Genomic DNA, 15,694 nt, shown 5'->3' with positions numbered 1-15,694 from the left:
TTTTTTTATTTTAGTTTCGTTTGAGTTATATCCGATATGGGTAAAAATCCTTACATTTGAACGTTCAACTTCAATATATATAATCATGAGTTCTGCCTATAGCGTTGTAAACACCCTTCATTCATATTGGGCTTATTTTACACTGATCATTCTTGTTATCGCTGTTTTAAATGCCCTAACGGGTTATTTCAAGAATAAGGACTTTACTATGGCTAAAGATCTTAGAGTTAGCTTGTTTGCGCTTATTTTTACGCATATACAATTATTGCTCGGACTCGTGCTTTATTTTATGACACCTCGTTTTGATGCCTGGCAAACCGGTGGCGTTATGGGCGATAGCCTGCTTCGTCTGATCCTTGTGGAACACCCGGTTACTAATCTTATCGCTGTTGCTTTGATCACGATCGGTTGGAGTAAGCATAAGAAAGAGGTGAGTTCTAAACGTAAATTCGGGAAGATCGCTTTATTCTATGGTATCGGACTCGTATTGATCCTACTTCGTATTCCTTACGATATTTGGTTGGCCTAAATCTCTTTAATTAATCTGTTGGATCAGGTATAGATAAACCGGGAAATGATCACTGTATCCACCCGTATAGTTCAAGCCTGAATAAGTTCGAAAAGGATAACCTTTGTAGCGGCCTTTCTTTTGTCTCAGAAATGCCGGATTAAAGATGCCTGAACGCCAATATCGATATCCTTTACTATTATTTAATAATCCTTGGCTGATCATAAACTGGTCAAAACAATTCCATTCATCGCGATAGGCATGAGTACCTAATCCGGATTTATACAGTTTCTCGGTCGTATTGAACAATTGACCTTTACTGATAGTTTGCCTGTTACCGGAAGTTTTCATTATGTCTTTTATGCTATGATCGGTTGGATTGTCATTGAAATCCCCCATAATGATGATCTTAGCCGCACTGTTTCTATATAGGATGGAATCTGTTTTACGTTTTACCTGTCGGGCAGCAATTTCACGGTTGAATACACTTCTTTTTCCACCCCCTCGGGAAGGCCAGTGATTTACCATAATATAAACCAATTCTCCTTTCAAATACCCGGAAACCAGAAATAGATCGCGGGTATAGTCGCGGAATCCTTCCTCTGAGTAAATTCGTAAGGGATGTGCTTTTACAGATACCGGTATAAAGGTGTCACGATTATAGATAATTGCCGTATCAATACCTCTTTCATCGGGCGAATTAATATGTAGAATCCCTAATGGATATCGCTGTAATGACCCGGTAGTGATCAGGTCTTCCAGCACTTTTCGATTTTCTATTTCAGCAAGTCCTATAATATCGGGCATTCTCAGGTATGGAGCAGCGCCGATATTGGCTAAAACCTTTGCCAGATTTCTTAATTTTTTCTGATATCGCTCTTCAGTCCATTGATATCTTCCTCCGGGAGTACGGGCATTATCCAGAATCAGGGTGTCTCTGGAAGTGTCGAAAAGGTTTTCAGCATTGTAAAAGGCGATCAATACTAATTGGTATTTGTCCATTTGGGCGCTCACAGATATGGACATAAGGGTCAGAAGGATCAGAATATATTTCATGGGATCGTAATTATCCTTTAAATATAGAAAATATTCTATAGTTTTAAATTCACAATAATGAAACAATGTCCATGAGATTAATATTAGTAATGTGTAATTTGTATTGCATATCCTCACTGTCACAAGAGAATTCCTTAGAAGGAAAAGTGCTTGATGAGTTTTCAAAAGAACCTATATCTGGTGTCACAGTAAGACTTAAGGAAAAAGCTGTTATTACTACTACCGATGCTGACGGTTATTTTGAATTTAAAACGTTGCTTCCAGGTCATTATACCCTATTATTATCTGCTGAGCATTATATAACGCGATCATTTCCCATAGTTATTCTTCAAAATAGAGTATTGGGTGAGATCTTTTTGGAGCCTATAAAAAGTTATGAGCAAGACGATATTATCGTTTTGCCTGATGGAATAGAGTCCAATAACTATGAAAATACAGGGCAGAACTACATTGTGTTAAATTCGAATACTCCCGTATTTCGACGTAAAGCTGCATTTGATTTCGGCCAGGCGTTTTATCGATCCAGAGGTTTTGATACCGGCTATAGGGACGTTTCTCTAAATGGTATAAAACTCAATGATCCGATTAGTGGGAGCGCGATATGGAGTAATTGGGGAGGATTAAACGATGTTTTACGAGATCAGGAGGTTGAGGGGGGTCATGCTCTTAATTCAGATCTTTTTGGAAGTTTGGCTGGTTCTGTCAATATGCGGGTAATTCCCTCTTCCCTTCGAAAAGGATTACGACTTTCAGTATCTGTGTCGAACAGATCCTATTCAAAAAGAATGATGGCTACGTATAGTTCAGGGATTAAGAATAAAAAGTTCGCCTGGAGTATGTCAGGATCTGTCAGGAAAGGAGAGACAGGGTACATGAACGGCACCCCTTATAACGCTCTGGCAATTTTCGCTGGGTTAGAATACAGATTTTCTGATTTTAGTAAGCTAGTGGTGTTAGGTTGGTATACCCCCGTGAGAAGAGCTGGTAATGCCGCGGTAACGGAGGAAGTACATAGCTTGGGTGGAGAGCGATACAATCCTTATTGGGGGTCTGTGCAATCGGAAATTAGGAACACCAGGGTGAAAAAGTATGAAAGACCTTTATTTCAGTTCGTATATACAACAAAACGAAAGCAATGGAATCTCCAGTTCGGATTTCAATATAGATTCGGACCTAATTCTTCTTCCCGTCTGGGGTATTACAATGCCCCGAATCCATATCCGGATTATTATCGATACTTACCTTCCTATTATATCAATCACGGAGGGAATTTTGAGAATGCTCGTCTTGCAGCACTGGGATTTAATGAGAATTCTCAGGTCAATTGGGAGAATTTGTTTGCGGCTAACCAGTCATTTTCCCAAAAGGGGGCTGCGGCATATCTCCTATATGATGATGTTGCAAAGGAACAAAGTATATCCGGAAAGATTCGGGTGGCATTCGAACCTTTTGCTGAGAGTAGAATTGTGGTTGCTGCCAAGGAAAGGAATACCAGTTCCCATAATTTTGCAAGAATCACGGATCTGCTGGGTGCTTCGGGTCATCTCGATCAGGATTCATTTTCAAATACTTCCAATGATGTGAACGGAAAATTATGGAAAGTTGAAGGAGACCTTTTCAACTATAATTATCTTTTGAAATTAACAGATTTTACGGGCGTCGGAAAATTTGAACTCAATAAATCCAATTGGCATAATTACTTTGCATTAGAATATTCGGGAGCTGTAGTTCATCGCGAAGGAAGGTTTTTAAATGAACGTTATTCCGCATCTTCATTTGGGAAAAGTAAAAGTGTCATTTCTTCCGGACTTTCACTGAAGGCAGGTACTGCATATGCAATAACCGGAAGACATCGGTTAAAACTGGATGCAGCGTACCTGCAGATAATTCCAACCCCGGATTTAATATTCATCAATCCCAGGGAGCATGACAGAACGGTAGGAAATCTCAGAAACGAAAAGATACAGGCGGTGTCTTTGGATTACCAATTGGATTATCCGGATTTGAGAATGCTGTTTTCAATGTACTATTATCGTGCTTTAAGTGGAACCGATATTAATTTCTTCTATTTCGAAGGCGGACTTGGAAGTGATTTTGTACAGGAGATTGTAACCGGTATCGACAGAGGTTATAAAGGGATGGAGTTGGGTGTTGAATATAGTCTTACCTCCGAACTTAAAGTAAATGGGGTGGTTGCATGGGGAGATTATAAATATCTCAATGACCCGGATATAGCAATCAGTTTCGATACTGCTGACGAAAATGAAGATCAAATAAATACGACTGGATATGCAAATTTGGGTAAAGCGAAGATCAAAGGCTACCACCTAAACACCGGACCGCAGATCGCTTTGTCTGCGGGAATCGAATTCAGGGCTCAGCAATATTGGTGGTTCGGTTTATCCATGAATTATCTGGGGCAGAATTACCCCGGTATATCCACGATCAGCAGAACAGAAAGTTTCTCTGTCGATCCGGAAACAGGTGAGGATTTTTCAGAGGCTACCGTCGAAAATATCGGATTATTGCTGAGGGAGGAAAAATTGGATCCTATATATCTTTTGAATTTTATCGGTGGTAAATCATGGCGCATTGATAACACCTATGTGAGTTTGTTCTTAAGTGTGAACAACCTGTTCGACCATAGCTATAGATCCGGTGGTTATGAGCAGAATCGAAAAGCAAATTTTAAGGCCTTATATGAAGATAGGCTAAGTGGTAATCCGTCATTTGGGCCGAAATACTGGTATGGGTCAGGCCGGACCTACTTTCTCAATTTAGCGATTAACTTTTAAATGTATTGCCTATGAAGGTGAACCGGAAACCTGTCTTACTATTGATAACCGTTTGTTTTCTTTTCTTTCAATGCGATAGAAATGATACGTTACAGATTACTGATCCCTGTTTGGGTGATATCCCGGAAGTCAACCTGCTGCTTCCGGAGTTAAAAGGTATGGCTAAAGAGGAGCCGACTTTGATAACACAGGATCTTGTAGTTTCAGGAATCGTTAATTCCAGTGATCAATATGGGAATAATTATGGGAAGATATACCTGCAGGATAAATATTCAGATCCAACAATAGGTATTTGTTTGAATGCTGATCTTAATGATGCATATCGGTGGTATCAACCGGGCGACTCATTGATCATCTCTTTAAAAGGATTATATGTTGAGAAAAAGAGAGGCGAAATTCTAATAGGGGGAATTTTTAATGCTTATGGAAATCCCGCGGTGGGAAGGTTGCCGGCTTTAGCCATTCCTCAGCATGTATATAAAAGTTGTAATACCGGTCGAAAGGTAATACCGGTTGAGCGTTCGGTTTCCGAACTCAGGGATGCTGATTTGAACACATTGGTAAAGATCGTTGATGTAGAGGCGATTCCAGATGAAATTTGTCAAACTTTAGCCGTTTCAGAAGAAACTACGGAGCGGCAACTTCAGGATTGTATGGGTAGTAAATTGAAGCTGGTTACCAGCGGTTATTCTGAATTGGCAACGATACCCATGCCAACCGGTCATGGTGCAGTGATCGGAGTATTAAGAAAAATTTCTTCGGGCTTCGCGATAAGTATTAGTGAACCGGCGGATCTTGATATGACGGGCCTGAGATGTGGAGATTTTTCGGTGACCTGCGAAATCCCTAAACCCAATATATCTATTGGTGAATTGTGGAATTTGATGACCGTTGAGGGAGTAAAGCTTTCTGATGGCACCATTTTTACAGGAGTGATTACGGCGGATGATGAATCCGGAAATTTTAACCGGGAACTCTATGTTCAGGAAGGAAATAATGGAATTCGTATCCCGATCGATGGAAACCGAATCTTCGGTGAAGGCTATACGATAGGATCTGTATTGGTAGTTGATGCCAGTGGACTTTTACTAAGGGAAGTTAATGGAGTTCCGGAAATATTCCGTCAAGTTCCCGGTAGTGTTGAAGCTATTCCGCTGGAAGAATGTTATCGATATCTCTACCTGACCGGAGACCAGTATACTACTGACACTGAAAGGTTATCCATTGCCGAGGTCGAAGCGAAACATCTGGGTTCACTGGTGACCCTTAGGGATGTTCAGTTTTTGGATTCGGGTTCTTTAAAGCCGGCAGATGATGACGTAAAGTTACTTATTGATTGTTACGGAAGTATGTTGGTGATGAAGATTTCTTCAAACTTTGAAGGGGCGGTGATGGAAGCTCCCCATTTGATCGGTAATATCACAGGTATTCTTGAATATGACAAGGGCTATCAGATTCGTATTCGTGATCTAAGGGATATAGGCAATTCTACCGCGACTGCTTGTGACATTCTCGACCTGGCAGATCAAATGTCTTTACAAGATTTTATGAGTGAATATGCAGGTGAATCCGATCCGATCAGGAAGAATATAAAAATTAAGGGGGTGGTGATCACGGATCGTAATTCAAAAAACTTTGAACCACGGTCATTGATTTTGCAAGACGGAACTATGGGGGTAGGTTTCGATCTGGGTTATGACCATGAATGGGATCTTAATTCAGGGATTGAAGTGGGTTTGGCGGGAGCCAGACTGGAAATTAAAGCAGGGGTTCCAATGATCTCGGGTGTATCCGAAGAGTTGATCAGGGCTGTGGGGACCTTAGAAGCGATTACGCCAATTTCGGTATCCCCTGACATTTTGCCAAATATGTCTCAGGGAACTTTGTTAGAAATAGAACATATGCAACCGGAAAATTCCAATGCGGTTTTTGAAGAGCAGTTGGTGGTTTCGGATTGCTATAATGAATTGTCATTAACGATATTGCCGGAGGCTTATTTTTATGGGAATACAGTACTGGGAGGGAGTGGAAGTATTACTTTTTTTAAATGGAGGGATGATTTTATGATCCGAAATACGAACGATCTTGATCTGAGTATGGAAAGATCGGACTGCTCTGAATATTACACGAGCAGACAAGTGTTCATTTCCGAAATCGCTGATCCGGTCAATACTAGTTCGACTGTTAACGGTCGCTTTGTGGAACTTGCTAATTCAGGTGATCAGACGGTGAATCTGAAAGATTGGGAGATCAGGAGGTATACCAATGATAACTTGAACTACACTCCGGCTTCCGTTATCGAACTTAGCGGTTATGAGATTCCCCCAGGGGGAACCTTAGTGATTGCTGCCGATGCGGATGGTTTTTTACAGACGTATGGGTTTGATGCAACTTGTGTAGGAGGGGGAGGGAGTGCTGCAGATTCCAATGGCGATGACACCATAGTTTTGATAGATGGTAATGGTGGTCAGGTTGATATTTTCGGAATTCCAGGAGAGGATGGTACAGGAACCAATCATGATTTTGAGGATGGAAGAGTGCTCCGTAAAAAGGAGGTAAACTATAACAATTCGGTCTATGATTATTCTGAGTGGAACATATGGAACAATTCCGGGGTATCAGGGAGTATGCGTAAACCTCAGACCGCTCCTGATGATTTTACTCCTGGTATGAGGAATTGAACTTCTTTGCTTAATTTTAGGGAATATTAGAATTCATGAGTTATGCGTGACCGGTTAAAAACTGCCCTTGTACAAGCTGATTTAGTTTGGGAGGCCCCTGCACAGAATAGAATCCGTTTCGAATCTCAAATACGTAAGGTTTTGTCGAATGAACAAGCGGATCTTGTCATTCTTCCGGAAATGTTTTCTACCGGCTTTACAATGGATGCTGCTGCGGTGGCGGAAGGGATGGATGATGATACGGTGAATTGGATGATGCGATTAGCCAGGGAATTGGATATAGCGATTTGTGGGAGTCTTGTAATCAATGAAGACAATCGTTTTTATAACCGTTTCATGTTTGTGTATCCGGAAGGGAATTATTTATTCTATGACAAGCGCCATTGCTTTACATTGGCCGGTGAAGATAAGAGCTATACACCCGGTACTGAGCGTGTTGTTGTTAGCTACAAGGGTTGGCGTATTTTTCCACAGATCTGTTATGATCTTCGGTTCCCTGTATGGTCCAGAAATAATCTCGATTATGATCTGGCCATCTATGTGGCTAACTGGCCGGAAATGCGAATAGGTGCATGGAGCGCTTTATTAAAGGCCCGGGCGATCGAGAATATGTCATACGTCATTGGTGTGAACAGGGTTGGAAAGGACGGGAACGGGTATCCGTATACAGGAGCCAGTAGTGCCTATGATCCATTAGGGTATCAATTATGTTACTCCGAAACTGAAGAAATACTGATCGCCGAATTATCAAGGTCAGCGATGATTGAAATTCGCGATAAATTAGGGTTTCTTAAAGATCAGGATACTTTTACTCTAGGGTAAAAGTTTGTTCAATTTCCCAGTTTGCGCGTAATTCCACAGATTCCGGATAATAACTGATATCTTCGGGTTGTATCTTTTTCAGGTAATTTCCGGTATCCCATTTGCCATTGGAATTTCGATCATGTATTACTCTTATGAGGTAATTTCCAGGATCTATATTCTTAAATTCGGGTACAGATCCTGCGGCAGTCACGATCTGTTCGTACTGTACAACGCCTTTATCATTGGTCAGCTGAAGGATCAGCGGGAATTCACGAACATTTCTGAGTTTGATTCGAATGCTTCCAAGGTCAGCGAGGCTCTTCGTGCTAACCCCATATTTTAATGTGTCATTGGTCTTTTCAAAGAAATCGGTAATAGATTCCGGTAAAATTTCAACCCTGTATTTTTGTTCAGGCTGTTTTTCCCATTTTAAATTGAGCAGGTTTTTCACCTTGTCCAATTCAAACGTAAAGGGTACATTAACAGAATCTTTGTCCATGATGGTGATCTTTGCATCATCGATGCTCTCCATTGGCACATTGCTGCTGATCATAAAATCTTCCTCTAATCCGATAGCTCCGGAATTTTGCGCTTTGAATGCGAGAGAATCGTTATAGAGATCGCGTATTCTTACCGTAAACGTATCGATGAATTTCTTATTTCCAACCTCGAAAAGCAATGAATCCGTTTCGAAAGGAGTGAAGTAGTAATTGATGGAATCCTTATCACTGGCTTTTATAGTGGTGTATTTGAAATCCTGCGGATGGTCAGACAATAGCTTAATTTCCATCCCTTCAGGATCTCCTTCATATCCAAAGGTGATCATATTCTTAAATGCCATGTTTGGTCGTGTAGCACGAAATGCAGGGATTTCCTTGAATAGGGTTAATTGGTATAAGGTGTCGTTAGGTACTTCAATATAGTGATCCAGAAAGGCGATCTTATCTGATTTTGGATCAAATCGGTGATCTCCGGCGTTGTCTTTCATGGCGATAAGCATATACTTACCATCTTTCAAATTTGAAAGGTTGAAGTTAACCGCACTGTCCAGTGTATTTGTAATATAGGTAGGAGGCTTTTTATAAATGATAGAATCGGTAAATGCGGTATCGATCTTATACAGCATAACAGAGATAAAATTATCCGGCTTCTTCAGTTCTGCATCAGCGACAAAACCACCAAGATTCAAAGAATCGATGTAATCGCCTGTAGAGAAAACATATGAAAAATAAGAGTATGGATTTCCTTCAGTATTGTCAACCACACTCTGGCCAAAATTAAATACATAGGTGGAGTTTTCCTGAAGGGTGTCCTGGATCTCAATATCAATATACTTGCTGGCGCTACCCTGGGGATAAATGATAGGGGTGTATTCCAAAGGCGGAGAGACGATAAGCTGCTTTTGAAGGTCCTTTAATTTAATGTATTCGTCAAAGGTGATGCGAATTTCATTTCCCTTAAAATTAGTCGTATTATTTTCCGGCCTTGAAGAAATAATACTTGGCGGTGTTTCGTCTTTAGGGCCCCCTGTTGGAGTTCCTCTTTTTGCACAGTTCAGGAATCCTAAAAACAGTACAAAGAAAAGGCTGAAGTATGATAGTCTTCGCAATTTCATCGAATGGAATTAATGCTGCAAAATAACGATTAATTTTAGTAAAGATAAAATCATGCTGTTAATGCAATTGAGACTATGCTCACCCGGAGGTTGGGAATATGGCTGAATTGCTTGATGCAGTTTTCAAGTGTAGCGCCGGTAGTAATGACATCATCTGCGACAAGTATGTGTTTTCCACTTAAGTATAGGTCTGAATTTAGAGTGAATACAGGTGCTGATCCAAAATTTCGGATCTGCCTTGATTTGAATGTTTGAGAAGTACTGCTGTCATTGCGAGATAAAATATCTTCTTTGTACTCGCAGGAAAGCATTTCTGAAAGTGCCCTGGCAAATTCACTAACCTGGTTATATCCTCTGTTTCTTAATTTGCGTTTACTGAGAGGGACAGGAATAACCATATCTATTTCCTTGAATCGATCACTTTTCAGCATTTCCGCCCCCATCCATCTTCCGATGAATCTTCCGGCTTTCTGATTGCCTTTATATTTTAGATCATGTATTAATCGCTGGGTGATGCTTTTTTTGTGAAACCAGATAAAGGAGGCAGCATTTTCAATTTTTACTCTTCCGAAGAAAATCTTTTCCGTATTATTGTCGTTCAGGTGAACAAATCCGGTGAGTGGTAGCTGATGTCTGCATTTTATGCACAAGGGTTCTGAATTATACAGCAGAATGGAATTGCAACCTGCACAGTAAGGAGGAAAGAATAAATTTTTAAGATCATTTATTATCTTTACGGCATTAATCAATTGTAGCAGTTCAAGTTATTTTCAAATCTAATTATTTTACATGAGTGCACAAAGAAAGCAATTAGGCCAAAAAATCATTCTGGGGGTGTTGCTTATATGTATTGTCGCACTTACTGCATTTTCCTATTTCAACTATATTGAAAGTGAAGAAAAGGTTTCTTTCCTGGAGAATGCCAAGGGGATGATCGTTGAGGATCTGGAAGAGATACAACATGATCTTTCGAATCTGGCGGAGGAGAATGAATCGCATATTCAGGAGATCGAACAAAGCAGGAGAAGAATCTCATTGTTGCTTGATTCTATTAAGCGAATGGAAGTCGATTATCAGATTCTGGGACGCTATCGAAGAGAATTGGCAGAGATGAGGAAGGAAAATAAATACCTGCATCAGCTCGCAGATTCGATCCAAAGACAGAATTATCTTCTTTCCAGGGAGATCGATAGTACGAATCTCAAGTATATCGAGCTAGAACGTTATTCTCAGGCATTAAAATCCACGAATGAGGATCTTACCCAATTTACAGACTCCCTTATCAGCGAAAATATTCAATTGACGGCCAAGGTTAAAGGTGGTGCAGCAGTTGGTGTTACCAATTTACGAGGTATGGCTTATAAGGTTCGTACCAATGGAAAAGTGGTGATCACTCAACGGGTGAATAGGGCAGAAAGACTAAGGGTTTGTTTCAATATTGCGCCGAACACACTTTTGCAGCCCGGAGAACGTGAATTCTTTGTTCAATTCATCAATCCCCGCAATCAGATTCTCGGTAGCAGAGATTTTAAAATGTTCAACAATAAAAAGCTTATCTATAGTAAAAAAGTAGTGATCGACTACGATAATAAACCACTGGAGATTTGCGATTATATTATCGTAAAAGACATGGAAGAACCCGGAGACTACAGGGTCAATGTCTTCTATGAAGAAAATTTACTGGCTTCATCGGTTTTTAAACTCAAATAAGGTTTAATTTCTTCTAAAAAACATATTTTTGCCCCATGGCAAAACAGGAAGATCAATTCAAAAAGGTGATTTCCCATGCGAAGGAATATGGGTATATATTTCCTTCCAGCGAGATCTATGACGGACTAAGTGCAGTATATGATTATGGGCAGAACGGTGTTGAACTTAAGCGGAATATACGTGAATATTGGTGGAAGGCCATGGTTCAGCTCCATGATAATATCGTAGGTATCGATGCATCGATATTTATGCACCCCACTACATGGAAAGCTTCAGGGCACGTAGATGCTTTCAATGATCCACTGATCGATAATAAGGATTCTAAAAAAAGATATCGTGCAGATGTTTTGGTAGAAGACTATGTTGCCAAGATTGAAGGTAAGATTGAAAAAGAAGTAGCAAAAGCAGAAAGACGCTTTGGAGAATCCTTTGATAAAGCACAATTCTTAAGCACAAATCCAAGAGTTTTAAAATATCAGGAAGAGGCAAACGGGATTCTAAAGCGTTTGGGGCAGTCTCTGGAACGTGAGGATCTGGCTGATGTTAAGGCGTTGATCGAAGAACTTGAGATCGCTGATCCTGAAACAGGAAGCCGAAACTGGACTGATGTTAAACAGTTCAATCTTATGTTCGGTACGAAACTGGGTGCTTCTGCAGAATCTGCAATAGACCTCTATCTTCGTCCGGAAACCGCTCAGGGTATTTTTGTTAATTTTCTGAATGTTCAGAAATCCGGTCGTATGAAAATTCCTTTTGGGATCGCTCAAACCGGGAAGGCTTTTCGTAATGAAATTGTTGCACGCCAGTTCATCTTTAGAATGAGAGAGTTCGAACAAATGGAAATGCAATACTTCATCAAGCCAGGAACACAGAAGGAATGGTATGAATACTGGAAGGAAGCCAGATTGAAATGGCATCATTCGCTTGGACTGGGAGAAGATAACTATCGTTTCCATGATCATGAGAAACTTGCGCATTATGCTGATGCTGCAGCGGATATTGAATTTAGGTTTCCATTTGGTTTTAAAGAACTCGAAGGAATACATTCAAGAACAGACTTTGATCTTGGAAGTCATGAGAAGTTTAGCAATAAGAAGCTTCAGTATTTTGATCCGGAGGAGAATAAGAGCTACGTACCTTATGTACTTGAGACTTCAATCGGACTTGATCGTATGTTCCTGGCGGTATTCTCTAGTGCGCTTCAGGAAGAGGAGCTTGAGAATGGTACAACCCGTACCGTTTTAAAGATTCCGGCGGTACTTGCGCCAACAAAAGCTGCAATTCTTCCTTTGGTGAAGAAAGATGGTTTGCCGGAGATTGCTAAGAAGATCGTTGACGAGCTGAAGTGGGATTTCAATGTAGACTATGATGAAAAGGATGCTGTAGGAAGACGTTATCGTCGTCAGGATGCAGCTGGAACTCCTTTCTGTATCACTGTGGATCATGAAACCCTCGAAAATAATACAGTGACTATCCGTCACAGAGATACTATGGAGCAATCCAGGGTAAAAATAGAGGATCTGAAATCTATTATAAGCAAGGAGACAGACATGCGTTACTGGCTTCAGAAATGCGAAGTCACCGCCTAATTGAATTTATAATTAAGGCGAAGTCCACCATAATAATTTATAGGTTGCCCCGGGTAATAATATCTCGAGGCACTTCCTCCAAATCCGGTTGCATTCACCACAAAAGATGAGGCATATTTCTTGTCGAATAAATTGTTGATTCCGCCTGTAATTTCCAGTTTGATCCTTCCTTTAAAATTTGGATTATAAGTAGCTTTTATGTTCACGATGGTGTAGGCTTCATTATAAACCGTATTGGCATCATTTACAGGTGCTTTTCCCTGATATAAACTGGTGAGATCTAAATTAAATTTATTGTATAGTTGCATCAGGAAGCCTGTGCTTACTACGGTGGAAGGGGTTCCGGTGAGTTTATTACCGGAATAGTCTATTCCTTCATTGACAAAATCTGTAAATCGGTAATGATTCAGGCTTAGGTTCATAAATGGGAGGATACTTATGTCTTCAGAAGCTTCTAAACGATAGCGAAAGTTAAACTCTATGCCTTTGTGGCTTGTTTTTCCGGCATTTCTTCCAATATACTGATCCTCGCCTATACGATCTGCTATAAGCAGATTTTTAACATCCATGTAATAAACTGAAGCATCGATATTCAGGGTGTTGGAACGATCATTAAAATGGGCTTCAAGTTCATAGCTGATTCCGGTTTCTGGTTTTAGTTCCGGGTTGACTCTTCCATCCTGCGTCAAGGTTTCCTCCAGTCCGGGAAATGAAGTGCCTTTGGATACAGCACCACTGAAATTAAAATTTTCTGACACCCTGTATTTAATTCCGGCAGAAGGGGATAGCACAGGAGCGAAATCATTGTTGGAATTTAGGTTGGCCTCTCCGGTATTAAAATGATCTCGATAGCGATAATTTACATCGGTAAGATTTAATCCGATTTTGAACCTGAACTTTGCCAGATCCAATTGTGTGGAAGCGAACAGATCCATGCGTTTTCGATACTCTTTATTTTTTGATAGCAGGGTTCCTTCCAGGCTTTCATTATCCGGATTTTCTTCATAAAGATTTTCGATTGTTTTCCAGCTATATTCATCTGCATTATAGGCCATGCCTGAATTGATAAGCAAGGTAGCGCGGTTCAACCTGTGCGTGTATAGCAACTCGCTCCGAAAGCCATATCCATTACTCGTCTCGTCTAATATGTTAAAAGGCCGAGGTTCATAGTGGTCCAGGTAGGTGTAAAATGCATTGCTGTATAAAACCAAATTTTCGGAGAACCTGATCTCATGTGAGATGCCTGTCTGGAGGTAGCTATTGTCTTCATGACCTGCAGCGGCATACCAGTTCGAAGCTGCTTTCTCAGGATTATTTCTGTAATCCTCATAATTGAGGGAACTCGGTATTTCGGCGTAGTTCAGTATGTGATTGACCATAACTCCAATTTTCTGATTACGGGTAATTTTGTGATTATAATTAAACAAAATATTGTCGCGTTCGTAACGGCTATTCTGTCGAAAGCCGTCTGATTGAAGATGGTCGTACAATAGGTAGAGTTCTTCATTCCCTGCCTGATGTGAGAGTTGAAGGCTATTTTTTAACATGCCAAATGAACCCGCGGTTACGTTGTCTTTGAGAGTTGTGGTTTCCTGTAAGGGGGCTGTGGTTTCCAGAATAAGTACGCCTCCCAGATTTGCACCATATCGCGAACTTTCCGGTCCTTTGAGAACACTGAAATTCTGCAGGCTTTCCGGATCATATATTTCAAACTCGGTAATTCCACTTCCATTGGTGATAAGAAATCCGTTAAAATAAGCCCGTATACGATTGGTTCCATAGGGGTTTCTGGTTCCGATTCCCCGTATCGAAAGTCTGGTTACTCCAGGCCCGCCTGATTGAGCCAATACTCCGGGTACTTGATTTAGATTGGTACTTAGGTCGAACGGAGGATTAGCCTTCAAAAATAAAGTGTCTATGGACGTTGGTCTGATGAAATCGTTTAACTTTTTAGTTCTTCCTGTTTCCAGAATCACTTCCTTCAGTGTGTCCTTTATGGTTTCCTGAGAAAACAGTTGGGGACTCAAAATCAGGAATAGCAGTAAAATGACAGTTCGCATTTGGTAAATTTAAAATTATTCTTTGGATAAGGAAGGTGGTTGATTCATTTTGAACTCCAGTGTAAGATTCCTTATTTTAGCCCGAATTTAAGCGGAATTAAACAATGAAGATAGTTTCTTACAATGTTAATGGGATAAGGGCGGCGATCAGAAAAGGTTTTATCGACTGGATGGTTGCAACAGATCCGGATGTACTATGTATTCAGGAGACCAAAGCGAATAAGGATCAGGTAGATCTCGAATTGTTCGAAAAGGCCGGATATAAATACCATTATTGGTATAGTGCACAGAAAAAGGGGTATAGTGGTGTTGCGATTATTTCTAAAATTAAGCCTGATCATGTCGAATATGGCACCGGAATTGACTATATGGATTTTGAAGGACGAAATATAAGAGCTGATTTCGGAGATGTTTCCGTGATGAGCATGTATCTTCCTTCCGGAACCAATATCGAAAGGCTGGATCATAAACTTACGTATATGGCCGACTTTCAGCAATATGTCGATGCGCTTAAAAAGGATTTGCCCAATTTAATTGTTTGCGGAGATTATAACATCTGTCACAGGGCTATCGATATTCATGATCCGGTTCGAAATGCAAAAGTATCCGGCTTCTTACCTGTTGAAAGAGCATGGATAGATGGTTTTATCAATAGCGGATTTATAGATAGTTTTCGCCATTTTCATGTTGATGTACCACATCAGTATTCATGGTGGACCTATCGTGCAAATGCTAGGGCAAATAATAAAGGCTGGCGTATCGATTACAATATGGTGGCGAGTCCTTTACAAGATAGAATGAAAAGAGCCGTTATATTAAAGGATGCAATTCATAGCGACCATTGTCCTGTTATGCTGGAATTGGAATAATTATTGT

11 protein-coding genes are annotated in these 15,694 nt (G+C 40.4%); 7 read left to right on the top strand and 4 right to left on the bottom strand.

The window, feature by feature from the left end; translation table 11 throughout:
- Positions 1-85 precede the first annotated feature (85 nt).
- On the top strand, positions 86-529 hold the full coding sequence (locus DMZ48_RS00730; protein ID WP_143953188.1) for a hypothetical protein: 444 nt from the start codon (positions 86-88) through the stop codon (positions 527-529).
- 6 nt (positions 530-535) lie between these two features.
- Here the strand turns inward: DMZ48_RS00730 and DMZ48_RS00725 are convergent, their stop codons facing one another.
- Positions 536-1,564 (bottom strand): endonuclease/exonuclease/phosphatase family protein, encoded by a 1,029-nt coding sequence (locus DMZ48_RS00725; RefSeq protein WP_143953187.1) that lies wholly within the window; start codon positions 1,562-1,564, stop codon positions 536-538.
- A 71-nt stretch (positions 1,565-1,635) separates the two neighbouring features.
- On the opposite strand from DMZ48_RS00725, the gene DMZ48_RS00720 reads away from it, so the two are divergent.
- From DMZ48_RS00720 to DMZ48_RS00710, 3 genes are read left to right on the top strand one after another with little or no spacing between them, the layout of a single operon-like run.
- Positions 1,636-4,359, top strand: a complete 2,724-nt coding sequence (locus DMZ48_RS00720; protein WP_162558640.1) for a carboxypeptidase-like regulatory domain-containing protein — start codon at positions 1,636-1,638, stop codon at positions 4,357-4,359.
- Positions 4,360-4,370: 11 nt separating this feature from the next.
- A complete protein-coding gene (locus DMZ48_RS00715; protein ID WP_143953185.1) occupies positions 4,371-7,040 on the top strand; it encodes a DUF5689 domain-containing protein in 2,670 nt (889 codons plus the stop codon).
- A 42-nt stretch (positions 7,041-7,082) separates the two neighbouring features.
- A complete protein-coding gene (locus DMZ48_RS00710; protein WP_143953184.1) occupies positions 7,083-7,862 on the top strand; it encodes an amidohydrolase in 780 nt (259 codons plus the stop codon).
- Here DMZ48_RS00710 and DMZ48_RS00705 read toward each other — a convergent pair.
- On the bottom strand, positions 7,849-9,459 hold the full coding sequence (locus DMZ48_RS00705) for an Ig-like domain-containing protein (protein ID WP_143953183.1): 1,611 nt from the start codon (positions 9,457-9,459) through the stop codon (positions 7,849-7,851). The two genes, DMZ48_RS00710 and DMZ48_RS00705, sit on opposite strands and share 14 nt — an antisense overlap.
- A 50-nt stretch (positions 9,460-9,509) precedes the next feature.
- Positions 9,510-10,109 carry a ComF family protein gene (locus DMZ48_RS00700; protein WP_143953182.1) on the bottom strand — a complete coding sequence of 200 codons (600 nt, stop codon included), beginning with the start codon at positions 10,107-10,109 and terminating at the stop codon, positions 9,510-9,512.
- A 139-nt stretch (positions 10,110-10,248) separates the two neighbouring features.
- On the opposite strand from DMZ48_RS00700, the gene DMZ48_RS00695 reads away from it, so the two are divergent.
- Entirely contained in the window at positions 10,249-11,169 is a 921-nt protein-coding gene (locus DMZ48_RS00695; protein ID WP_143953181.1) for a hypothetical protein, read from the top strand.
- A gap of 35 nt (positions 11,170-11,204) precedes the next feature.
- Positions 11,205-12,758: a glycine--tRNA ligase gene (locus DMZ48_RS00690; RefSeq protein WP_143953180.1), complete on the top strand. Its 1,554-nt coding sequence runs from the start codon at positions 11,205-11,207 to the stop codon at positions 12,756-12,758.
- Here the strand turns inward: DMZ48_RS00690 and DMZ48_RS00685 are convergent.
- On the bottom strand, positions 12,755-14,818 hold the full coding sequence (locus tag DMZ48_RS00685) for a TonB-dependent receptor family protein (RefSeq protein WP_143953179.1): 2,064 nt from the start codon (positions 14,816-14,818) through the stop codon (positions 12,755-12,757). The two genes, DMZ48_RS00690 and DMZ48_RS00685, sit on opposite strands and share 4 nt — an antisense overlap.
- Positions 14,819-14,922: 104 nt before the next feature.
- On the opposite strand from DMZ48_RS00685, the gene DMZ48_RS00680 reads away from it, so the two are divergent.
- Complete coding sequence (locus tag DMZ48_RS00680) at positions 14,923-15,687, top strand: exodeoxyribonuclease III (RefSeq protein ID WP_143953178.1); 765 nt, start codon at positions 14,923-14,925, stop codon at positions 15,685-15,687.
- Positions 15,688-15,694 lie beyond the last annotated feature (7 nt).

The sequence above is a fragment of the Robertkochia solimangrovi genome (genome assembly GCF_007279655.1).
In the GTDB taxonomy this organism is placed as follows: Bacteria; Bacteroidota; Bacteroidia; order Flavobacteriales; family Flavobacteriaceae; genus Robertkochia; species Robertkochia solimangrovi.
Note: the sequence above shows the minus strand (reverse complement) of the source record. Positions and strands in the feature narration are given on the sequence as shown.